Consider the following 24,316-nt stretch of genomic DNA (forward strand, 5'->3'; position numbering starts at 1 on the left):
AAGATACGATTCATTATGAATTATTCTTTCTTAAAGTTTTAAATGACAGTTTCCACCTCAAAATGACCCCAAAACCTTTAATTATTAGGGAGTTGAAATTATTTTTGAAAAAACTTGGAAACTTTTTTGGTGTTTAGAGTTTCCTGTCTATATTTGCATTCTCAATTGGAAACTCTGAACACTGTAAAAGTTTCCGTTGGAACTTTTAATGATTTATAAATTCACTAAAATCAAATATTTATGAAAACAACATGGACCTTAGATTCTAGCCAATCAGATGTTTTAATTAAAATGAGACATTCGATAATTGCTTATATGGGAGGAACTACAAATAAATTTGATGGTTATGTGAACATCGAAGACAATGAAATTGAAGATGCATCGGTTGAGTTTTCTTTAGATATCAATAACAAAAAGGATAGTTTTCAACAAATCGATACGTATTTACAACTTCAGGACTTTTTTGATGTAAACGAACATCCGATCATTAGTTTTAAATCGACTTCTTTTCAAAAAATAAACAATAATATCAATTTCTTTAAAGGCGATTTAACCATAAAAGATGTAACCAGAGTAGTAGAACTTGATGCTGAGTTTATTGGCGTTAACACTTACAATGGCGAGAAAAAAGTTGCTTTTGAAATAAAAGGAGATATCAAACGTCAGGATTTTGGTTTAGATTATAATTCGTTCAATCATAACGGAGGTTTAGCTTTAGGAAAAGATATTAAACTGATTGCTAATTTAGAATTCAGTATATAATCTTACATAATGAATAAATTAATGTAAAATTATTACAAATGTTACGGAAACTATTTTTCTGATTTTAGTTTCCTAAGTATATTTGTAATACAATTTGAAAATTAAGATGAAAGAGAAAATTATATCAAAAGCAAGTGAGTTATTTTTAAAACTTGGTTTTAAGAGTGTTACGATGGACGATATAGCAGGTGAAATGTGTATTTCGAAAAAAACCATTTATAAATATTTTTGTAATAAAGAAGTTCTGATCGAAGAAAGTACTTCGACCGTTCATCAACAAGTACATGAAGTTATTGACACTATCGTTGCGAAAGACTATAACGCTATTCATGAGAATTTTGAAATTAGAGAGATGTTTCGTGACATGTTTAAAAATGCAGCGGACACTTCGCCTCTTTACCAGTTAAAAAAACATTATCCTGAAATCTATCAAAATATAATGACGCATGAGATAGATCAGTGCAACCATTATTTTAGGGATAATATTTTAAAAGGAATCAATGAAGGTTTGTACAGACCGGATTTGAATATCGATTTATATGTAAAATTTTATTATACCCTGATTTTTCATATTAATGAAACTACTATCTCAGAAAGAGAAGCACAAAAAATAGAATTAGAAGCACTGGAATACCACACAAGAGCTATGGCAACTGAAAAAGGAATACTGGAATTAGAAAAACAACTTAAAAAAATTACAATTTAATCATCAATCTATGAAACGAATAATTCTTATATTTTTGTGTTCAATTGGCTTGTCTGCCAACGCACAAGTCAAAACACTAACCCTAAAAGATGCAGTTGTATACGCGCTTGAAAACAAAGCCGATGCAAAAAAAGCAAAATTACAGGTTGAAAATAGTGAGTATAAAATTCAGGAAATACGTTCAAGAGCGTTGCCTCAAATTTCTGCAAACGGAAATTTAACTTACAATCCTGTAATTCAGACTACAGTTATTGACGGAGCAGGATTTGGTGCGCCGGGAACTACGATTCAGGCAGCATTTGGTCAAAAATGGACTTCAACTGCAGGGGTTTCATTGACTCAGACAATCTTTGATCAATCTGTTTTTACAGGATTAAGAGCAGCAAGATCTACTCGTGAATTTTATCAAATAAACGATCAGTTGACTGAAGAGCAGGTAATAGAAAGAGTGGCCAACAATTACTACTCAGTTTACGTACAGCGTGAAAGATTGGTTTTATTAGATAGCAGTTATGTTAATACGACTAAAGTTCGTGACATTGTAAAAGGACAATTTGATAACGGTTTGGCGAAAAAAATTGACTTAGATCGTATCGTGGTTAAAATGTCGAATATTGATACAGAACGTCAGCAAGTAAAAAATCAAATTACATTACAGGAAAATGCTTTGAAGTTTTATATGGGAATGCCTATTGAAGCTCAAATCGAGATTCCAAAAGAAGAATTTGAAGTTGTTCCTGCTGCACTAACAGAAGTGCCAAACACAGAAAACAGAACAGAATACCTGCTTTTGAAAAAACAAGAAGAGCTTTTAGTGTACAATAAAAAAGCTGTTGAAGCAGGATATTATCCAACACTTTCTTTATCTGCCGGTTACAATTATATTGGTCAGGGACCACAAATGCCTTGGTTCGCAAAACCATCAGATGGTGTGTATTGGTCAGATTTCTCTGCAATTGGGTTAAATTTACATGTGCCAATCTTTACAGGATTTGGAACTCGTGCCAAAGTAAGACAAGCCGATGTAGAAATCAGATCGCTTCAGGAAGATATCAAAGACACGAAACTTTCGCTTGATTTAGATTACAGAAATGCAATGGCTCAAATTGATAATAACCTTATTACTATCAATAATCAAAAAGAAAATATGCGTCTGGCGATTGAGATCTTAAGCAATACAAAAAACAATTACCTTCAGGGATTAGCATCATTAACAGATTTGTTAGATGCTGAAAATGCATCACTTGAAGCTCAAAATAACTATACCAGAGCAGTCTTGAATTACAAAATTGCCGAAGTAGCACTAATCAAATCAAAAGGCGAACTTAAAACTCTTATTAAATAACTAAACAAAATGAAGAAAACTATTTTAACAATCGTAATCATAATCGCAGCACTGGGTGTGATTGGATATGTCTTAAATAATAATAAGAAAGAGAATAAAGAAAAAACAGATATCGTAGCAGAAAAAAATGCTGCAGTTTCAGTAAAAGTATCTCCTGTAAAAACAGAAGAAGTTTCATTGGATTTCGTTGCAAACGGAAATTTCCAGCCTATTCAACAATTGACTTTCTCTGCTGAAAAATCAGGAAAAGTAATTAGTGTTTTGGCTAAAGAAGGAGATTACGTAAAAGTAGGTCAGACTTTATTGACAATGAGAGGTGATGTAATCAATGTAAGCGCACAACAAGCTCAGGCTGTTTACCAAAATGCAAAATCTGATTACAGCCGTTACGAAAATGCTTTTAAAACGGGTGGTGTTACAAAACAACAATTAGATCAGGCAAAATTAGCATTAACCAATGCGCAGTCTAGCTTAACACAAGCCAACATTAATGTTGGAGATACAAGAGTAAAAGCTCCTATTAGCGGATTCATCAATAAAAAATACATTGAGCCGGGATCTATCTTGACTGGAATGCCAGCAACTGCTTTGTTTGATATCGTAAACGTTTCTAAATTAAAATTAGTAGTTACAGTAAACGAAAATCAGGTTGCAAGTTTAAAAGTTGGAAATACTATTAATGTAACAGCAAGTGTTTATCCTGATAAAACGTTCTCTGGAAAAATTACTTTTATTGCTGCAAAAGCGGATGAGACTTTAAATTTTCCGGTTGAAATTGAAATTACAAATAATGTAAACAACGACCTTAAAGCGGGTATGTACGGAACGGCAAACTTTGCATCAAACCAACAAAAACAACAACTTATGGTTGTGCCAAGAAATGCTTTCGTAGGAAGTGTGAGCAGCAACGAGATTTTTGTAGTTGAAAATGGTATTGCAAAATTAAGAAAAGTAACTGCAGGAAGAATTTTAGGAGATCAGGTGGAAATTATCAAAGGATTATCTGACGGAGAAACTGTAATTGTTACAGGTCAAATTAACTTACAAGACGGTAATACTGTAGAAATTATTAAATAATTTAAAGCAATAAGCTATAGGACGTAAGCATTACGCTTATTGCCTAAAGCCTACAGCCTAAAGCAACAAATATGAAATTAGCCGAAATATCCATAAAACGTCCGTCGTTGGTAATTGTATTGTTTACAATTCTAACACTTGGTGGATTGTTTAGCTACAGCCAGTTAGGCTATGAGCTGATCCCGAAATTTGAACAAAACGTTATTACCATTTCTACAATTTATCCTGGAGCTTCTCCAAGTGAGGTAGAGAATACCGTAACCAAGAAAATAGAGGATGCGATTGCATCTCTTGAGAATGTAAAGAAAATTGACTCGAAATCTTACGAAAGTTTATCTATTGTTTCGATTACATTAACATCAAATGCAAAGGTCGATTTCTCTCTAAATGATGCACAGCGTAAAATAAACGCGATTATTAGTGATTTACCGGACGATGTAAAAACGCCGGCACTAACCAAGTTCTCGCTGAGTGATTTACCAATTATGACATTGGGTGCCAACGGAAAAATGGACGAAGCAGCATTTTATGACTTAATTGACAAAAAAATTGCTCCTATTTTATCCCGTGTACAAGGTGTTGCTCAGGTAAATATCATTGGTGGTTCAGAACGTGAAATTCAGGTGAATCTTGATGCGATAAAAATGCAGGGTTATAATCTGTCTGTGCCTCAGGTACAACAAACTATATTAACCTCAAATTTAGATTTCCCAACAGGAAACGTTCAGACCCGTAATCAAAAAATATTAATTCGTTTAGCGGGTAAATATAAAAGTGTTGAAGAATTAAGAAATTTAGTAGTTTCTTCTCAAAACGGAATTCAGATTCGTTTAAGTGATATTGCAGATGTTCAGGATACTCAAAAAATTGCTGAAAAAATATCACGTGTAGATCAAAAAAGTGCCATCGTTTTACAAATTGTAAAACAATCTGATGCGAATGCCGTAGCGGTAAGTGAGCAATTATTAAAAACAATTGCAGTTCTTGAAAAAGATTATAAAGTAAATCAGTTAAAACTTGAAGTTGCAAAAGACAGTACTGTTTTTACTCTTGAAGCTGCAGATTCTGTAGTACACGATTTATTAATTGCGGTAGTTTTGGTAGCATTTGTAATGTTGTTCTTCCTGCACAGTATCAGAAACTCGTTGATCGTAATGGTTTCTATTCCGGCATCGTTAATTGCTACTTTTATTGGTATTTATTTAATGGGATACACCCTAAACTTAATGAGTTTATTAGGACTGTCTCTGGTGGTAGGTATTCTGGTCGATGATGCGATTGTGGTCCTCGAGAATATTTACAGGCACATGGAGATGGGTAAAAGCCGAATTCGTGCCTCGTATGACGGAACTGCCGAAATTGGTGGAACAGTAACGTCGATTACATTAGTAATTGTGGTAGTGTTCTTGCCTATCGCAATGAGTTCAGGATTGGTTTCTAATATTATTACACAATTTTGTGTTACCGTAATTATATCAACATTATTATCACTTTTAGCTTCGTTTACAATTATTCCGTGGTTATCATCTCGTTATGGTAAATTAGAGCATATTGAAGGGAAAAATGTTTTCGGAAGAGTAATTCTAGGTTTCGAAAGTTATTTAACACGTTTTACCAACTGGGTTTCTGAGTTGTTAACATGGTGTTTAGATCATTATTTTAAAACTCTTGCGGTCGTTCTTGTATTATTCTTCGGATCTACAATAGGATTAATGGGTGGAGGTTTCATTGGAGGTGAATTTTTCGCTTCTTCTGATAGTGGAGAGTTCTTGGTTCAAATCGAAATGCCGAAAGATGCTTCATTAGAACAAACGAACTTCATGACGCAAAAAGCCGAAGCTTATTTAAAAGCTCAGGAATACGTTCACAGTCAAATTACAACCGTAGGACAAACTTCTGAAGGCTTTGGAGCATCACAGGCTACAGCTTACAAAGCAGAGATTGACGTAAAAATGATCGAACAAAAAGATCGTACTGATGATGCTAACGTTTACGCAGCAAAAATCAAACGTAAACTTGAAAAAGTATTGGTTGGAGCAAAAGTAAAAACCGTTCCCGTAGGTATTTTAGGAACTGCTGAAGATGCTACGTTAGGATTAATCGTAACAGGTCCATCTACAGAAAGTGCTATGGCATTTGCTAAATTAGCTGAAGCTGAATTACGCACAATTCCTGGAACAACAGAGATTAAATTAACGGTTGAAGACGGAAACCCTGAAATCAACGTTAAAGTAGATCGTGATAAAATGGCTGCTTTAGGGTTGACACTTCAAACAGTGGGTTTAACCATGCAAACTGCTTTTAGCGGAAATACAGATGGTAAATACAGAGCTGGTGAATACGAATACGATATCAATATCAGATACAACGCTTTCGACAGAAAAAGTATTACTGACGTTAGTAATTTGATTTTTGTAAATGCTGCGGGACAACAAATTAAGTTATCTCAATTTGCAGATATTACAGAAGGTTCAGGACCTAGCCAGTTAGAGCGTAGAGATAAATCTGCCTCTGTAACGGTAAAAGGACAAAACGTTGGGGTTCCTTCTGGAACAATTGTACAACAATGGCAGGTTAAATTAGACAAGCTGAAAAAACCAGCCGGAGTAAATTATATCTGGGGAGGTGACCAGGAGAACCAATCTGAAGGATTTGGTACTTTAGGAATCGCTTTATTAGCCGCAATTATTTTGGTTTACTTAGTAATGGTGAGTTTGTACGATAGTTTCGTTCACCCGTTTGTAGTATTGTTTGCTATTCCGCTTTCGTTTATCGGGGCGATGTTAGCACTGGCTTTAACAAACAACTCATTAAATATCTTTACCATTCTGGGTATTATCATGTTAATTGGTCTGGTGTGTAAGAATGCGATCATGCTTGTCGATTACACCAACCAAAGAAGAGCAGCTGGAGAATCGATAAGAAATGCATTAATTCAGGCGAATCACGCTCGTTTACGTCCGATTTTGATGACGACAATTGCGATGGTATTTGGTATGTTCCCAATTGCATTGGCATCCGGAGCAGGAGCTGAATGGAAAAACGGATTGGCATGGGTAATTATCGGAGGATTAATTTCTTCTTTATTCTTAACCCTGATCGTAGTTCCTGTTATTTATAACATCATGGAGAAAATTATTGCCAGAGTGAGCAAAGGAGAAAAAATCGATTACGAAGCTGAAATGGTTGCTGATTATACGCCAACAGAGGTTAGTGAAGATGGTTTTAATCCTAAACATACGCATTAAGAAATTCCAATATAAAAATTCCAAATTCCAATTTTTTGGAGGAATTTAAAACTTAAAAATCCCAAATTCCGATTAAGGAGTTTGGGATTTTTTTATTGATTTTCAGATTTTCAGATTTGGAATTTGGAATTTTTATAATTTCAAATACAAATAATGATTATAATAATCAATAATCGCCTTTCCTTCCAATAAAACATCAGCACCAATAATACCGTGAACTGGTTTTGCTTTGTAGGCTTCTAAAGCTTCGTTTACATGCGAAAGATCAAAAATAACCAGATTGAAATCCTGATTTTTCCAGCTGCCAAGTTGTAATTTATTATGAGACGAAATTTGCGTTTTCATTCCTGTTCCTCCGGCTCCCGAAGCTCTAGTTTTGGATTTTTTGGCATTCAGTGCAAAAAGTTCTATACTTTCAAATCCTACACACGAATTTGATGCTCCTGTATCTAAAATAAAATTTCCTGAAACGTCATTTATTTTGGCTTTTATTAAAAGATGTTGTGTCTTGATAACTTTGAATTTTATTTTTTTGTATTTCTCTTTTTTGAGAACTTCGTGAAGATTTTCCATTTTCGATAGGGATTGAAAACCAAAAATAAACCAATTACAGTCAATAAACTAATGATGTAATAGATATAATTCGCTGATTTTTCTTCTGCCGAAATAGATCCATAATACACAAAAGAGCTCCAGTAATAAGGTGATTTCTTTGTGTTGGGGATTGACTTATCCTGTAAAAAAGCAAGTTTTGCATTCGTATTGGCCTCAAAATAAGGAACGTCATTTTTAATGTTTTTATAAAAATCTGCCATAAAAACCGATGTTGTATAATCGTTCACCTTCCATAAAGAAAACAGTAGATTTTGCGCTCCGGCAAACTGAAAACCTCTTGCTACGCTCATCGCACCTTCGGCTTTATAGAGTTTACCAATTCCGGTTTCGCACGCACTTAAAACGACCAAATCCGGATTGATGTTGAGGTTGTACAATTCAGAATACAAGATTTCCTGATCGTAGAATTTAATACTTGCCGGAGTTTCAATATCGCCCGAAGAGGCATGTGTACTCAAATGCAAAATCGAATATTGGTTGGCATTACTTTTAAAATTTGAAAAACTTGCGTCTGCATTTTCTAAATATTTTCCTTTAAAATTACTTCGAATAGATTCCAGTTCTTTTTTCGAATAACTCAACTCAAAAGCTGTTTTTTCGAAAACCGGAAAAATCCCTAAAACAGTTTTTTCAGATTTTAAAATAGGTTTTGAATTCAGATAATTGTTAGCCGAATTATTATATCCAATCTTGAAATCATTCAACAAATAATGCATTTTGGCAAAATTTGTTGTAGAAGATTCCTGAGTTATTAAAGCTTCAAAAGGAAGAAAATTCAAAATGCCATCAGGAACAATGATGAGGTTTTTGTAGATCACATTTGAAGGTAACTTCAATAAATCATAAACTCTTTTTCCATAATAATTATAACCGGAAATATCGTTGGTAATCGCATCTGCGCCATTAAAATAATCAATAAATTTTACAATTTCGAGCATGGATCTATGTGCCGTATAAAAATGACTAAAATTGATTCTGTTATTTTGTAAAGTGAAATAAAACAAATTTTCATTTCCCATAAAATAATAGACCATAACGGCTTTATCTTTTTCCAGTTTTGAAAACAAAGACTTTATATCGCAATTTTCAGCAATATAATCCGGGTTTTCAGACTGCATTTTCTTCAGCGAAAGCATCAGTTCATTTTGTTCTTTTATAAGCTGATTTATTCTTGAAATATTAGCCAAATCTCCTTTTTGCTGTTCTTTTATAATAGTGTTATTGAGATTTTGAAATTGCTGTATCATTTGTTTTTCTTTCGCGGAAGCGCTTTTAATATTCGAACGATAGCTTTTTAATATTCCGGATTTGGTTTTTTCAGCCATTTGAAAAGCTTCTTTTAAATACTGCAACTTGTTTTCTTCCTGATACAATCGATCATAAATCAAAAGACATTTTTCAGTTCGATTTCTCGCCCTGATTTGGGTAATAATTTTAGAGTTTTCATAGACCAAACCATTCATGAATAGATCTTCGATATGAAAAGAAAGACTAAATGCTTCAAGAGCTTTTTTGAGCTGATTTTGTTTAAAGAATATTTCGGACTGTAAATCTAAAACATCAATTAAAACCGTTTCTGCATACAACTGATTCTGATTAGGAAGAATATTTTTTGAATTGTAATTCTGAATTAAAATTTTAAAAATAACTTGAATCTGTTTCTCGCTTTCATCATATTTTCTTTCATCAAAAAGTAATAATGCCTTTTCATAATATAGTTTTGCCAATTTTCGAGGCTGTTGATTCGGGATCTCTAAAAATAGTTTTTCTGCTTTTGCTAAATAAGAAGCAGCGATATCAAATTGTTGTCTCTGACGATTGAGCGTTGCCAGATTTCGATAAGAATTGGATAAAGTTTCTGATTGTTGTTTTTCATTTTTCAGATAATTTATGGCAGACTCAAAAGCATTTTCAGCTTTTTGATAGATTTCAGGATGCATTACATTTCCAGCTGAGCTCAGGATGTAACTATTCCCCAGATTATTCAATAAAATCCCTTTCTGAGAATTCGATAATTTTTCTGTTTTTAAAGTACTTTCTAATAATTCAATCGCCAGAGAAATCTTCCCGGAACTCTGATACACATTCGATAAATTCAAAATCGCAGCAAACTTTTGCCTTTGAGCATCAGGATAATTTTTGGAAGTATTTATGATGAAAAAGTATTGCTTAATGGTATTTTCGGCACTTTCATAATCGCCTAAAATAGTATATAAATTGCCTAAAGGTTTCAGGCAAAACTCAATAATATCGTAATCGCCAAGTTTGTTTTTCTGATAAACCTGCCAGGCTTTCTCGTAACTCGCAATCGCTTTTTCGGTTTGCCCAAATTGGTTTTCATAATACGCTTTATTACAGTTTAAAACCACAATGGCCAATAATTCGTCTTCGGTTTTTGGTTTAGGATTTTTCCAAAAAGCAGTTTCAAGATGGGTTAAATTTTGTAACGCTTTCGCGGAAGGATGAGCAACAAAAACATCAACAGCATTGTATATTTTGTCTTCCTGATGCTGTCCAAATAGAATCAGTGTTGAGAAGAATAAGATATAGCAATATAGTTTTGTCATATTTTTTTGTTTCACAGAGATTTCCGGAATGTGTATAACGTTTTTTCGCCACGAATTCACGAATTATTTATAATTGATTGAAAAAAATTCGTGAATTCGTGGCTAACTTTTTAAAATTAGTAAAACTTAAAATTTCCATATTCCGTAAAACTGAAAGTAATTAAAATTTTGTTCGAAATTCATAACATAGCGCGCGCCTAAACTCGGACCAATTCTTGCGAAGCCTAAAGTTAAGTCAAATAAAAGTCCTGTTTTTAAATTGACAAACGAGTTTTTGACAGAACTTGATTCGGTTCTCATATCCATTAAAAACTGATCGGTTCCGCCTTCAAAACTTTCGATTTTTTTGCTGGTAGTTTGTTCAGACGAAACATCAAAATTAGCCTGAACTCCTGCACCAACGCCAATATAATTGTTGATGTTGTACCGAATTAGAATTGGAATTTCCCAGTTTACGCTTTTGTTTTCTGTGGTTGTTGTCGTGCGCTGAAATTGTTTTACTCCGTTTGGGTTTACCACATTTTGATCGACGACTGTTGCAGCATTTTCGTATTTATTAATAGCATTGAGCCATTCGGCCTGCCAGTAAAAACGATACGATTTAAAAGGCGAAATTGTGGCACCTACAAAATAACTGGTCGATTTTTCGAGATCAGGATATACATTATAACCCGCTTTTGCGCCAAGCGAAATTCCGGGCAGGAATCGGGTAGTGGCGTAGTTGGTTATGATAGGTTCATTTTTATCGAAGATAATTGCGGTTCTGCTTCGGGTTTTTACCTTATGAAAATCCTCCGCAAATTTCATGGAGTATTTTACAAAACCTTTGGTAGAATCTTTTTCATGTACATTTTTCTGTTCGCTTCCAGGCAAATAGATATTCTTGAAAGTAAAAAAGATTTGATTTTTTTTGATAATGGTATCGAGACAACTTACAGTAGGAACTTCATCTTTTGGACAAATGGGACATTTTGGATACATGTCTTCAATTTGAAATGTTTTCTTGTCGAACATATCCGGAACATCAGTTTCTAACCGAATCATTCTCGCCGGACCTTCGCCATTGTTTTGAAAACGGGTTTTAAAATTTACTCGTTTAAAACGCACCAGTCTATAATTCATAAAACTTCCGTTAGATCCCATTTTGTTCGGATCGTGAGAAGTTACGATTTCCATTTCGAGGTTTTTTATCTTGTGGTTTTTATAACTTCTGTTGGGTACAAAAATCCCTCGCATGGTAACCGTTGCACTGGTATCTTTGATCATTTCGGGAGTCGTTTTAAAGGTATAAAAAACATTACGGGTTTCCCCGGGATTGGCATCATCAAATTCTAAGATCGAAACATTATGATAGGTTTTATTGGCTTCTAATAATGATGCGTCGAGATCTTCCTCGGTAGTCGTGTTTCTGTATTTTTTGGTTCTGAAATTACTTTCGGCGGAAGCCAGATAATTATTAGAATCATCAAGATCCGTAACAGCAGCAATGGTTTTTTCTTTTATTTCACGCTCATTTGCATAGGTTCGAAAATCTGTTAGTTCGAAATTATTGTTTTTAAATTGTTTCTCATTATAGAACAAATACAACTTTCCGCTCGCTACGTAATTCTCCAGATTTTGATAACCTACTACGACTACCATTTCCTGATCCGGAATAGGATCGCAATTTTTGAGGATCGCAAAACCATTTTGATCTGCTATTGAGGCAATGTCTTTATAGTTAGTATCGGTAATATCGTTTACGACGACTTTTTTTGGTCGCGTTGCCGGAGGTTTTCCGTTGTCATAGTTATTGGTTACCGCAAGTCTTGTGGTGTAAGTTCCTTTGTTTTTATAAACGTGCTTGGGTTCGGCTTCTTTGCTGTAATGTCCGTCGCCCAGTTCCCATAAATAAGAATAACTGGGTTTTGGCGCACCTGCAATTGGTATCAATGGCGGGGTTTCGGGTTTGTAAGTAACGGCATTTCCGTTTTGTATAAAAACGATATTGGCTCGACGGGTTATGGTGTCTTTTACTTTGGTTTGCGCTATTGAGAAAATAGAGAATAGAATAAAGAAAATAGACAGTTGTGGTTTCATAACTAGACAGTTTTGGGTTCTAAAATCATGATTGTTAATTTTAAAACTGGATTAAATGTAAAAAAAAGTGATGAGCAAATCACCACTTTTTCTTAAAAGTATTTTGTAAGTTACTGAATAGCATTGATTGCGGCTATCAGTTGAGCTTTGGTGCCGACTGTTGTTTCGGCTAAAGTAAAGGTGTAAACATCGTTGGCAGCAACGGTTACGGCTTTGATTGCATAACGCCATTGACCATTAGATTCGGTTACAAAAATCACGTGACATTTTAAACCAATCGGAATTTGACCATAGTGTTCGCTGAATAATCCTGCAGGCGTATAAGTATCTAATTTTGCTAATGCATTTGTTCCTTCGCCATCGTATGACAGGTAAACAGCGCTATTGTTGTTGTCGTAACCAGTAGGAGCAGCCACAAGAAGTGTAGTTTTAGGTCTTGGATCGCTGTAAAAACGGTCTACATTTGTCCATCCAAAGTTGCCAAAAGTTACGTAATAATTTGCTCCTTCGCCTTGTACACCACCTTTTCCGCCGCCAGTTCCGTCAGCATTTGGTTTGTTCTCTCTCCAGGCGAGTTCTCCATTATCATCGATTGTACCATTCCATAAAGTCATTGCATTGTCTAATCCATTTGTTAAAGCTGTTGGAACTATTAAATTCATGCTGCAAGAAGTTTTAAGTTCCACGCCGCCTTGCGTGGCTTTGATGAAGAATTCTCCGCCTGAAATCAGTAAGTTTTTCTTTCCGTCAGGCATAATTCCCATTGTTGGTTTGTTAGTAATTAACATTGTTCCTTTGTCGAAAAGTTCGATGTATTCGATGTCTACAGCTCCGGTTACAGCAACTCCGTTTTTGGTCAGACAATCACCGTTGATGTTTAGTTTTACTCCTTTTGCAGATGTAATGGTTACAACACCAGTTCCGGCTGTAATGGTAAATTTTTGTTTGTTTGCTGATACTCCTTTTTCGCTAATGCTTTTAAAAGCTGCTCCGGTTGGAGGCAAAATAAGATTGTCTGTATTATTGTCATCGCCATTGTCGCAGCTGATGAAGGTGATAACTAATAAAAATAAAAGTCCGATTTTTTTAAGATTTGTGTTCATAATTTCTAGTTTTTATAAAATCTGTCCTGATGGTTTCAGGTGGTTTTCAGATTTTGGTTAATTATATTCTTATATCAATTTGGGTTTGATATTGTTACCCTTAATTTTAAATGTTTTCTTTTTAATTGGTGTTCTGATGTTATATCAACCGGCTTATAAAATTGTTACCCTGTTTTTGATTTTTTTTAATTTTCTTTTGAAAGGCATTTGTCTTCAAATAAATTTCCGTCTTCATCTATGGCTACCAGAATGTTTTTCTTCCGCGAAAGCGTAATACTCAAATAAATCCAGACAATCGCCCAAAGACCCAATGTGATACAGCTAAGAAACAAATGAAGAGGATGTTTGATTGCTTTTTTTTCTTTGGATAAAACCACGTAAGGCAGTTTCTCATTATGCTCTGTGATGACAAAGCCATTTCGGGTTTTGGCAGAAATCATTTGGTTAAACTGGTCTAAATTTTTTTCGGTTACAAATTGATAAGTTTCCATTTCTCTTAATTTTATTATTGTTTTTAGAAAAGGTTTTTTCCACAAACTCCACGAATGAGCACGAATTTTAAATTTCAATAATTAGAAAATCTGTGACAATCTGTTTTTGATCCGTTTAATCAGTGGGTCATCTCATTACATTTTATTAATGCTAAAAGACTTTTGTTACATTATATCAATCTCATATGTTAATTGTTACCCTATATTGTGAAATTTATTTACAATTGTTTTTTAAATTAGCTACAAAAAGTTTTTTTATGGGCAAAACGAAAATTCATCCTGATCAAATATACATTGAGGGACTTGCGGCAAATGACTCGGCAATTATTCAGGCGATTTACAAAAAGTTTGTTCCAAAAGTGGTAATGTTCATTATGAATAATTCAGGTGATAAAGAACATGCACAGGATGTGGTTCAGGAAATTATGATTTTACTTTTTAATCAGGCCAAAGCCAATACACTACAATTGACTTGCCCTTTTGATGCTTACTTTTTTTTATTGTGCAAAAGAAAATGGCTTAACGAACTCAAAAAAACATCGAATAAAGGGGTAACAATAAATGAAGATGTTTTATCTATGAATGAATCTGCATCTGAACTGATTACACACACAGAAGAATTTGATGAAAAACAGCAGCTTTTTGATGCTATGTTTCTAAAATTGGGAGATAAATGCCAAGAGTTGCTAAAACTGAGTTTCACCACTAAAACGATGGAAGAAGTGGCCGAGAAACTGAATGTAACTTACGGCTATGTGCGTAAAAAGAAATCGTTATGTGTGGGACAGTTAACGCAGTGGATTCACGAAGCCAAAAATTTTAAATCGCTAAAAAAATAATTAGTCATGAACGAAGAACGCTATATATTATTCGATCAATATCTTCAGGGAGAAATGACTGTTGAGGAAAGAAATAGTTTTGAAAAACAATTGGCCGAAGATCATGAATTGTCCTCGGAATTTGAAACTTTCAAAGAAGTACAGTTGCGCCTTAAAACCAAATTTGAACATGAAGAGGAGAGAGAAGCGTTTAGAGCAAATTTAACCACGATCTCAGACAAACATTTTAATACCAGCAAACCAAAAGTGGCTCTAATGCGACCTTGGTATTTAGCCGCGGCCGCATCTGTTATTATTTTGTTCGGATTGTTCTTTTTTGATTACAATAATCCGTCTTTTGCCGATTACGATAACCCCGAAACAGCTTCGTTTGTAGAAAGAGGAGATTCAAATGCAGCATTAATAGGAGCGCAAACCGCTTTTAATGATGGAAAATATGCAACAGCGATTCCGCTGTTTGAGGAAATTTTAAAGGAAAACCAAACACCCGAAATTCAGTATTTTTATGGAGTTTCTTTATTAGAAGAAAGTAAATATCCAAAAGCCGAGGCAGTATTTAATGAATTGAGATCAGGAACATCTGCTTATAAAGATAAAGCAACGTGGAGTCTCGCTTTGTCTAAATTGAAACAAAAAAAATATGACCAATGTAAAGAAATCCTGCAGACCATTTCGCAGGATTACGAAAACTACGATGAAGTAGAACATCTATTAGATGAACTGGATTAAGACATAAGTTTCGCAGAGATTTACAAAGAATGACATTGAAATTCGCAAAGAGGTAAAATACTTTGCGATTTTTTTTTGCAAAAACCACACAACAAGAGAAAAATCCGTGCACATCCGCGTTTTCACGAAGTGAATCCGTCTAATCCGTGTGCCATTTTACCGCCACAAACATTCAAATTGGGAAAGTTTTTAATATTGTCGTAATTTTGAACCTTTAAAAAAAAACACACCATTGAATTCAAAACCCATAATTACCGATACGCATACACACTTATATTCTGAAGAGTTTGATCAGGATCGTGATGAGATGATGCAAAGAGCCATAAATGCAGGAGTAACACGCTTTTTTATTCCCGCCATTGATGCTGCTGCAACACAATCTATGTACGATTTAGAACAAAATTATCCTGATAATGTATTCCTGATGATGGGTTTGCATCCCACTTACGTGAAAGATAATTACGAAGACGAGTTAAAGCACGTAGAAACGGAACTTGCCAAAAGAAAGTTTTATGCCGTTGGCGAAATCGGGATTGATTTGTATTGGGACAAAACACATCTTAAAGAACAGCAAATTGCTTTCAAGAGACAGATTCAGTTAGCGAAACAATACAAATTGCCTATTGTAATACATTGTCGTGAAGCTTTTGATGAGATTTTTGAAGTGCTGGAAGAAGAGAAATCAGAGGATTTGTTTGGCATTTTTCATTGTTTTTCCGGAACGCACGAACAAGCGCTTCAGGCGATATCTTACAATATGAAATTGGGAATTGGTGGAGTGGTAACATTTAAAAACGGAAAAATCGATCAGTTTTTAAATCAAATCGATTTGAAACATATCGTTTTAGAAACAGATTCTCCTTATTTAGCGCCAATTCCGTATCGCGGAAAACGCAATGAAAGCAGTTATTTAGTAAATGTTATTGCTAAGTTGGCAGACCTGTATGACGTTTCTGAAGAGGAAATTGCACAACGAACAACACAAAATTCTGTAAACGTTTTTGGGATTTAATTTATACCTTACAATAGTTTAATTTTTTTTTTGTTCTTTTGCCCACTTAAAACCAATATAAATAATGCAGAGATTTGATGCCATTCGACCGTTTTATGATTCTGAAATAAATGAAGCCCTTCATGCTGTTGCCAATCATCCGATGATGAAAGCCATGATGAACTTTACTTTTCCGGAAGTAGAAGATCAGGTTTGGAAAGAGCAATTGAAGAAAACACACTCTATACGTGATTTTCAATGCAACTTTATTTATAACACCGTACAAAAAGTTCTGGAAAAAAGCTCTGAAGGACTTACAACTTCAGGTTTCGAGAAACTGGAAAAAAACACCTCTTATTTATTTGTTTCTAATCATAGAGACATTCTTTTAGATACAACCTTATTAAACGTTTGTCTTTTCGAACATGGTTTAGTCATGACAGCATCGGCAATTGGAGACAATTTGGTTAAAAAAGCATTCCTGAGCACTTTGGCAAAACTGAATAGAAACTTTTTAGTTTTAAGAGGTTTAACACCCAGAGAAATGCTGCAAAGCTCAAAATTATTGTCTGAATATATAGGACAGTTATTGCTTCGCGAAAATCGTTCGGTTTGGATCGCACAAAGAGAAGGCCGTACCAAAGACGGAAATGACGAAACCAACCCCGGAGTTTTAAAAATGATAGGAATGGGTTCTGATGAAGCCAATTTGATGGATTATTTTAAGAAATTAAAGATCGTTCCGGTTTCTATTTCATACGAATATGATCCTACAGATGTACTGAAAATGCCACAATTAATGGCAGAAGCCAATAATGAGGTTTATATTAAAGAAAAAAATGAGGATTTCATGACCATTTTAAGTGGTATCATGGGAACCAAAAAAAGAATACACATTTCTGTTGGAGATGTTCTCGATACAGAAATTGATCAGATTGTGGCTGAAAATGACAATGCCAACAAACAAATTCAGGCTTTGGCCCAAGTTATTGATGATTCGGTTTTAAAGAATTATCAGTTATGGCCAACTAATTTTATCGCTTACGACATTTTAAACGGAACCAATAAATTCGCACACTTATATAAAGAAAGCGAAAAATCACTTTTTGAGCGTCGTTTAGAAATGCGTATTGGAAGCGATAATCCTGTTACCAGACAAGGCTTTTTATCTATGTATGCCAATCCGGTTGTCAATAAATTAAAATACCAGGATGTCATCTAAAGCTAAAATATTGCTAATTTATACCGGAGGAACTATCGGTATGAGCAAAGATTTTGAGACAGGCGCACTCAAAGCGTTCAACTTTGGAAAATTATTGCAAAAAATCCCTGAAATCAAACAATTAGATTGTGAGATTGAAACGGTTTCATTTGAAGATCCGATAGATTCATCCAACATGAATCCTGCAGAATGGACAAAAATTGCCGAGATCATCGAAGAAAATTACGTTTCGTTTGACGGATTTGTTGTCCTTCACGGTTCAGATACTATGTCGTATTCTGCTTCGGCATTGAGTTTTATGCTCGAAAATTTATCGAAACCAGTCGTTTTTACAGGATCGCAATTGCCAATTGGAGATCTTCGTACCGATGCTAAGGAAAACCTGATTACAGCAATTCAGATTGCGTCTCTTCAGGAAAACGGAAAACCTGTTATTACCGAAGTTTGTTTGTATTTTGAATATAAATTGTACCGCGGTAACAGAACGTCAAAAGTAAATGCCGAACATTTTAGAGCGTTTACAGCACCAAATTATCCTGAATTGGTAGAATCTGGCGTTCATCTTACATTAAACAGACATTTATTTCTTCCTATAAAAGAAAATGCCAATTTGATCGTTCATAAAAACCTTGACAATCATGTTGCCATCATAAAAATGTTTCCCGGAATGAGCGAAGTCGTTTTGTCTTCAATCCTTGCTATTAAAGATTTAAAAGGAATCGTTCTGGAAACTTACGGTTCAGGAAATGCCCCAACCGAAGATTGGTTTTTGAATTTGATTCAGAAAGCCATTCAGTCTGGTTTGCACATCGTCAACGTAACACAATGTTCCGGCGGAAGTGTCAATATGGGACAATACGAAACCAGTACTGCCTTAAAATCTCTTGGCGTTATCTCCGGAAAAGATATTACTACCGAAGCGGCAATTACAAAACTAATGTATTTGTTAGGTCACAATATTCCAAAAGAAGACTTTAAAAATATTTTCGAAACGGCTTTGAGAGGCGAAATTTCGTTGTAAATAGAAAAAAATCCAATATTTTGAAATTCCAAATTCCAAGACGTGAGAGTTAAATCTCAAGATTGGAATTTGGAATTTTTTTAGTAATTGGAATTTTCTTTTTCACTTTTTAAAGTTTTCACTATATAGTTATATAAGTTCATTTTAGGAAAGCTCGGGATTCAGTTTGTCATTTCGACCGGAGGGAGAAATCACACTCGTAATTGCGTTCCCAAAGTCGCCCATCTTTGTCGAGTTTCTAGTGTGATTTCTCCCTCCGGTCGAAATGACAAGATTGTAGATAATTGGAATCCAGATTGAGATTATTTAACCTTAACTTATAATTTCTTATATCACTTATATGGTTTAAATCCCGCTTTCTTTGGAATTTCTAAATTGAACCTGACAACTTTCCAATTCCTCAGAAGAACTATGTCTTTTATAATACACATAAACAATCACCGAAAGAATACAAATAATTCCCTGAATCGCGACAGTATTTCTAGTTCCTATGATATGTGAAACATAGCCAATAATCAAACTTCCCACAGGAATCATTCCCTGATACGCCATCAGATAATAGCTAATACTTCTGGATCGCATGTTTACCGTACTTTGTGTCTGAATGTAAATGTTTATAGATGAGGTTTGTGCCATCATACCTACACCACTCAACGCCATGCAGATAAGCGCAACAGTTAAACTGTTTGAATACGCCAGTATAATGATGCTAAAACCTAACAGTAAGCTTGCAGCGATCATTATTTTGCCCATATTATCTGCTTTTTTAAGATTCGCCAAATAAATAGCTGATAAAATAGATCCAATTCCGGCGGCACTTTCGAACCAACTAAAGGTTTGGGCATTTCCGCTAAAAATATCTTTGGCAAAAACAGGCATCAAAGTATTAAAAGAAATTACGAACAAACTGCTGCACATTAACATCAAAAGCATTTTTGCCATTTCGGTTTCTTTTTTCACATAATCCAGACCTTCGATAAAATCATCGTACATTTTCATTTTATCGGTGGCTTTGATATGCGGTGTGATTTTCATCATCAATAAAGAAATTAAAACGGGGATATAGCTTAAGAAGTTTCCAATAAAACAAATGTCTTCTCCGTAATTGTGCAAAATAATTCCGGCTAATGCAGGACCGGCAATTCGGGCAAAATTATTTAAGGTGGAGTTTAAGGCGACAGCGTTTGGCAAATCTTCTTTATTGTCTACAATATCAATCATCATGGTTTGTCTGCAAGTCATGTCGAAAGAATTGATGATTCCCTGAATTAAACTTAAGGCCAGAATAAAGTTGATGTTGTATATCTTTAAGTAAATCATTAATGCCAAAGCTCCGGCTTGCAGCATCGCCAAAGATTGTAATAAGATCATGGCACGATGTTTATCATAACGCCCAATAATGCTTCCGGCTAAAGGTGCCAGAAACAAAGACGGAATCATACTCAAAAAAGTCGCTAATCCTAATAAAAAAACAGACCCCGTAACGCTGTAAACCATCCAGCTTACTGCCGTTTTTTGAAGCCACGTACCAATTACCGAAACGGATTGTCCGTAAAAGAATAACTTGAAGTTTTTTGATTTTAACGCTTTAAACATGATGCCTGATATTTTTTTACAAAGTTCGGGATTAGTATTTCATTAGAAAAATTAATAATTTTACTGATAATGAGTAGTAAAACTTATCAATATGGAAATTTATCAACTAGAATATTTTATTAAAACGGCTGAAGTACTGCATTTTACAAAAGCGGCTGAATTGTGTTTTGTAACTCAATCCGGGTTATCTCAACAAATAAAAAAGTTAGAAGAAGAACTCGGAATGCCTTTATTTATAAGGATTGGAAAAAAAGTACAGCTTACAGAGGCAGGTTCTGTATTCTTGATTCACGCTAAACAGGTAATCGAAAATGTGCAAAGTGGGAAACAGGCGATCGATGATTTGAACCAAATGATTGGCGGCGAATTACGAATTGGCGTTACCTACATTTTTGGACTTTTGGTTTTGCCTATCGTCAACTTGTTTGCCAAAACGTATCCCAATTTAAAGATTGTGGTTGAATATGGCTCAACGGAACCTTTAGAAACGAAGTTATTAAATAATGAACTGGATTTGGTTTTGGTCATTTCATCCAAAGAGATAAAAGAAACCATTCAGAAAATCCCATTATTCAGGTCAAATCTGGTTATGGCGGTGGCAAAAACACATCCGCTGGCGACTTTAGATAAAATTTCTTTTAAAAAAATTGGAGAATATCCGCTTGTTTTGCCTGTAAGAGGATTTAGTTCGAGAGAATTCCTGGATGAATTGTTTTTAAAAAATAACATGAAACCAAAAGTTTCGATCGAATTAAATGCAGTTCATGCGCTTTTGCAATTGGTAGAAGAAAGCGATTGGGTTACCATTGTAACCGAGAAAGCGCTAAAAGGCTGGGATAATCTAAAAGCAATAGCCATTACAGGAGTTCCTACGCAAAGAGATTCCTTTATGTTAACAATCGAAGGAGCCTACCAAAAAAAGGCCGTAAAATTGTTTATGGAAGAATTTAGAAAAAGTATGTAAACTAATATCAGATTTTGTTTTTCTAAGTCAGATTTTTTTGTGTTCTTTGCAGACCAATTTAGAGAGGTGTCCGAGTGGTTGAAGGAGCTAGCCTGGAAAGCTAGTATATGGGTAACTGTATCGTGGGTTCGAATCCCATCCTCTCTGCAAATTTTTTAAGTTAAATAATACCAAACCCCGAAATCTGTATTTCGGGGTTTTTTTATTAACTTTCTCTAATTATTAGATCTATTGTTTCTTTTGTAATGATCTCAATAAAAACTTCTTTTTAACATGGAAAAACAAGAATTTATTTTTTACAATACTGCTGATGGAAAGTCTAATGTGGTTCTTCTCGCTAGAGATGGAGATGTGTGGATGAACCAAAATCAACTAGCAGAACTTTTTGACACCTCTAAGCAAAATATAAGTCTGCATATTATAAATGTCTTTAAAGATAAGGAGTTAGATGAATATTCAGTTGTAAAAGATTACTTGACAACTGCCTCTGATGGTAAAAAATATAATGTTGCATTCTATTCTTTAGCTATGATCTTGGCAATCGGTTTTAGAGTGCGAAGTAAAAGAGGAACCCAGTTTAGACAATGGGCAAATCAAAACCTGCAGGAATATATGATTAAGGGTTTTGTTATGGATGATGAACGCCTTAAAAACCCAAACGGAAGATCGGATTACTTTGATGAATTACTCGCACGAATTAGGGATATTCGGGCTTCTGAAAAAAGATTTTATCAAAAAATTCGCGATTTGTTTACTTTAAGCAGCGACTATGACACTACGGATAAAGCTACCCAAATGTTTTTTGCTGATACACAAAATAAAATGTTATATGCAATTACAGGAAAAACGGCAGCTGAAATAATTGTTTCACGGGCTAATGCCGATGCACCAAATATGGCATTAACAAACTGGAAAGGAAATATTGTACGTAAACAAGATATTTATATAGCAAAAAATTATCTTACTGTTGATGAAATAGACACACTAAATCGTTTTGTAGTTGTATTTCTTGAAACTGCTGAATTGAGAGCAAAAAACAGGCAAGATATTACAATGAATTTCTGGAAAACAAATGTTGACAGAATTATAGAGTTTAACGATAAAGAAGTTCTTACCCACAAAGGTAATGTGACTCATTTGCAGATGGAAGAAAAAGTAGATGCTATTTATGAAGCCTTTCATAAACAGCGAAAACATGTCGATGCTAAAAAAGCAGATGAACAAGATTTTGAAGAACTGAAACGTTTAGAAGACAGACTTAAAAATAAATAAAACGGATTTTTGAAAAAGTCTTTTGTAAAAATCTCACAAAAGACTTTTTTATTTACACCACCGGAATATAAATATCAAATTTAGCTCCGTAATTCAGTTTGCCGGTTGCGGTAATAACCCCATTATGATTTTCGACAATTTTTTTCGAAATGGCAAGACCAATCCCGGTTCCTTTATAATCGGTTTTATTGTTCAGTTGTTGGAACATCTCGAAAACGCGGCTTTCAAACTGAGGGTCAAATCCAATACCGTTATCGCTTATAATAATGTGGCAATAATCAGCCGATGATTTATTTTTCTTTGTCTTTGGTTTTGTATAAATACTTTCGATCGTAATATGAGGTGCTTTTTCTTTTGTAGAGAATTTCAGAGAGTTACTCACTAAATTGTATATCAATTGATGAAACTGCGACGGAATTATAAACGCGCTACAATTTCCGGATATTTCGACAATAGCTTTTTTAGTTATAATTTCTTTTTTTAAATCTTCTAGTACTTTATCTATAATAGTATTAAGATTGACGTTTTCAAATTTCTTTTCGGTTACACTAGTTCTTGAATAAGTCAACAAATCGTTTATAAGTGCCTGCATATGAAAGGCAGCAACTTCTATTCGTTCAAAATAATATTTTCCTTTATCTGTTAAATTTTGATGTTCATCGGTTGAAATTCGGTCTGCGAAAACCTGTATTTTTCTCAAAGGTTCCTGCAAATGATGACTTGAAATATAGGTAAAAGCTTCAAGTTCGTTGTTGGCGAGGATTAATTCGGCAGCACGTTTTTCTTTTTCATTGTTCTGGAAAGTAAGTTCTGTGTTAGCTATAAGAAGTTCAGCGGCGCGCTTTTCTTTTTCCTTGTTCTGATACGCCAGTTCTTTATTGGCAATAACGAGTTCTGCGGCTCTTTTTTCTTTTTCTTTATTCTGAAAAGTTAGTTCTTTATTGGCAATGACAAGTTCGGCAGCGCGATCTTCTTTTTCCTGGTTTTGGTAGGCCAGTTCTGTATTTGCAATAACCAATTCGGCAGCACGTTTTTCTTTTTCTTTATTTTGAAATAATAGCTCAGAATTGGCAATGCTTAATTCATCTGCCCGTTTTTGTTTCTCTTTGTTTTGGTAGGCGAGTTCTGTATTTGCAATAACAAGTTCGGCAGCGCGATCTTCTTTTTCCTGATTTTGATACGCCAGTTCTGCATTGGCAATAAGAAGTTCTGCAGCGCGTTTTTCTTTTTCTTTGTTCTGATATGCCAGTTCTGTATTGGCAATAACCAATTCTGCAGCACGTTTTCCCTTTTCTTGATTCTGAAAGGTTAGTTCTTTATTCGCAATAATAAGTTCAGCTGCGCGGTCTTCTTTTTCCTGGTTTTGGTAGGCTAGTTCTGTATTTGCGATAACCAGTTCGGCCGCACGTTTCTCTTTTTCTTTGTTTTGAAAAGCGAGTTCTTTATTAGCAATAATCAACTCTGCAGCACGTTTTTTTCGTTCTTCTATTTGTTGGGCGAGTCTTTTATTAACCAACAGCAATTCGTCATTGTGATTTGTTTTATTCTTGTCAGGAAAAGTATTTTCATCAGCTGGAATAATTTTTTTTTCACTCATGTTTTTTGGCGCATTTATCCAAATGTAACCTAACTGAATTTAATGTTCTTGTTTTAAATGTCCTAACTGAATTTATAATAGTAAAATAGCAT

General features: G+C 34.5%; 19 protein-coding genes and 1 tRNA gene. 13 read left to right on the forward strand and 7 right to left on the reverse strand.

Annotation, left to right across the window (positions count from 1 at the left end):
* The first annotated feature begins 240 nt into the window (after positions 1–240).
* The 5 genes from B0M43_RS06300 (at position 241) to B0M43_RS06320 (ending at position 7,138) form a co-directional block, all read left to right on the forward strand.
* Positions 241–762, forward strand: a complete 522-nt coding sequence (locus B0M43_RS06300; protein WP_065451577.1) for a YceI family protein — start codon at positions 241–243, stop codon at positions 760–762.
* Positions 763–868: 106 nt separating this feature from the next.
* Positions 869–1,468 carry a TetR/AcrR family transcriptional regulator gene (locus tag B0M43_RS06305; RefSeq protein WP_065451576.1) on the forward strand — a complete coding sequence of 200 codons (600 nt, stop codon included), beginning with the start codon at positions 869–871 and terminating at the stop codon, positions 1,466–1,468.
* Between the two features lie 10 nt (positions 1,469–1,478).
* Positions 1,479–2,813, forward strand: a complete 1,335-nt coding sequence (locus tag B0M43_RS06310; RefSeq protein ID WP_065451575.1) for a TolC family protein — start codon at positions 1,479–1,481, stop codon at positions 2,811–2,813.
* A 9-nt stretch (positions 2,814–2,822) separates the two neighbouring features.
* Complete coding sequence (locus B0M43_RS06315; protein ID WP_065451574.1) at positions 2,823–3,890, forward strand: efflux RND transporter periplasmic adaptor subunit; 1,068 nt, start codon at positions 2,823–2,825, stop codon at positions 3,888–3,890.
* Positions 3,891–3,961: 71 nt separating this feature from the next.
* Positions 3,962–7,138 carry an efflux RND transporter permease subunit gene (locus B0M43_RS06320; RefSeq protein ID WP_065451573.1) on the forward strand — a complete coding sequence of 1,059 codons (3,177 nt, stop codon included), beginning with the start codon at positions 3,962–3,964 and terminating at the stop codon, positions 7,136–7,138.
* A gap of 132 nt (positions 7,139–7,270) precedes the next feature.
* On the opposite strand, the gene B0M43_RS06325 is transcribed toward B0M43_RS06320, so the two are convergent.
* The 5 genes from B0M43_RS06325 to B0M43_RS06345 form a co-directional block, all read right to left on the reverse strand.
* Complete coding sequence (locus B0M43_RS06325) at positions 7,271–7,711, reverse strand: retropepsin-like aspartic protease (RefSeq protein WP_078006450.1); 441 nt, start codon at positions 7,709–7,711, stop codon at positions 7,271–7,273.
* Entirely contained in the window at positions 7,663–10,320 is a 2,658-nt protein-coding gene (locus tag B0M43_RS06330) for a CHAT domain-containing protein (protein WP_078006972.1), read from the reverse strand. The genes B0M43_RS06325 and B0M43_RS06330 overlap by 49 nt, the downstream gene beginning before the upstream one ends.
* Before the next feature lie 126 nt (positions 10,321–10,446).
* Complete coding sequence (locus B0M43_RS06335) at positions 10,447–12,399, reverse strand: PKD domain-containing protein (RefSeq protein WP_078006449.1); 1,953 nt, start codon at positions 12,397–12,399, stop codon at positions 10,447–10,449.
* 110 nt (positions 12,400–12,509) lie between these two features.
* Entirely contained in the window at positions 12,510–13,502 is a 993-nt protein-coding gene (locus B0M43_RS06340) for a hypothetical protein (protein ID WP_078006448.1), read from the reverse strand.
* A gap of 185 nt (positions 13,503–13,687) precedes the next feature.
* The gene (locus B0M43_RS06345) at positions 13,688–13,993 is read right to left on the reverse strand and encodes a hypothetical protein (protein WP_078006971.1); all 306 of its coding nucleotides are present in this window, start codon (positions 13,991–13,993) and stop codon (positions 13,688–13,690) included.
* Between the two features lie 257 nt (positions 13,994–14,250).
* Between B0M43_RS06345 and B0M43_RS06350 the strand changes: the two genes are divergently transcribed.
* The 5 genes from B0M43_RS06350 (at position 14,251) to B0M43_RS06370 (ending at position 18,795) form a co-directional block, all read left to right on the forward strand.
* The gene (locus B0M43_RS06350) at positions 14,251–14,832 is read left to right on the forward strand and encodes an RNA polymerase sigma factor (protein ID WP_078006970.1); all 582 of its coding nucleotides are present in this window, start codon (positions 14,251–14,253) and stop codon (positions 14,830–14,832) included.
* Between the two features lie 6 nt (positions 14,833–14,838).
* The gene (locus B0M43_RS06355) at positions 14,839–15,561 is read left to right on the forward strand and encodes a tetratricopeptide repeat protein (protein WP_078006447.1); all 723 of its coding nucleotides are present in this window, start codon (positions 14,839–14,841) and stop codon (positions 15,559–15,561) included.
* 232 nt (positions 15,562–15,793) lie between these two features.
* Entirely contained in the window at positions 15,794–16,573 is a 780-nt protein-coding gene (locus tag B0M43_RS06360; protein WP_078006446.1) for a TatD family hydrolase, read from the forward strand.
* Positions 16,574–16,637: 64 nt separating this feature from the next.
* Positions 16,638–17,774 carry a 1-acyl-sn-glycerol-3-phosphate acyltransferase gene (locus B0M43_RS06365; RefSeq protein ID WP_065451564.1) on the forward strand — a complete coding sequence of 379 codons (1,137 nt, stop codon included), beginning with the start codon at positions 16,638–16,640 and terminating at the stop codon, positions 17,772–17,774.
* Positions 17,764–18,795 carry an asparaginase gene (locus tag B0M43_RS06370; protein ID WP_078006445.1) on the forward strand — a complete coding sequence of 344 codons (1,032 nt, stop codon included), beginning with the start codon at positions 17,764–17,766 and terminating at the stop codon, positions 18,793–18,795. Before B0M43_RS06365 ends, B0M43_RS06370 begins: the two co-directional genes overlap by 11 nt.
* Before the next feature lie 345 nt (positions 18,796–19,140).
* On the opposite strand, the gene B0M43_RS06375 is transcribed toward B0M43_RS06370, so the two are convergent.
* Complete coding sequence (locus B0M43_RS06375; protein WP_078006444.1) at positions 19,141–20,391, reverse strand: MFS transporter; 1,251 nt, start codon at positions 20,389–20,391, stop codon at positions 19,141–19,143.
* Between the two features lie 91 nt (positions 20,392–20,482).
* Between B0M43_RS06375 and B0M43_RS06380 the strand changes: the two genes are divergently transcribed.
* The 3 genes from B0M43_RS06380 (at position 20,483) to B0M43_RS06390 (ending at position 22,627) form a co-directional block, all read left to right on the forward strand.
* On the forward strand, positions 20,483–21,355 hold the full coding sequence (locus tag B0M43_RS06380) for a LysR substrate-binding domain-containing protein (RefSeq protein ID WP_065451561.1): 873 nt from the start codon (positions 20,483–20,485) through the stop codon (positions 21,353–21,355).
* A gap of 60 nt (positions 21,356–21,415) precedes the next feature.
* A tRNA-Ser gene (locus B0M43_RS06385) sits at positions 21,416–21,502 on the forward strand.
* Between the two features lie 126 nt (positions 21,503–21,628).
* The gene (locus tag B0M43_RS06390; RefSeq protein WP_078006443.1) at positions 21,629–22,627 is read left to right on the forward strand and encodes a virulence RhuM family protein; all 999 of its coding nucleotides are present in this window, start codon (positions 21,629–21,631) and stop codon (positions 22,625–22,627) included.
* Positions 22,628–22,679: 52 nt separating this feature from the next.
* Here B0M43_RS06390 and B0M43_RS06395 read toward each other — a convergent pair whose 3' ends face one another.
* A complete protein-coding gene (locus B0M43_RS06395) occupies positions 22,680–24,224 on the reverse strand; it encodes an ATP-binding protein (protein WP_078006442.1) in 1,545 nt (514 codons plus the stop codon).
* Positions 24,225–24,316 lie beyond the last annotated feature (92 nt).

Source organism: Flavobacterium sp. KBS0721 (assembly GCF_002007065.3).
Classification (GTDB): Bacteria; Bacteroidota; Bacteroidia; order Flavobacteriales; family Flavobacteriaceae; genus Flavobacterium; species Flavobacterium piscis.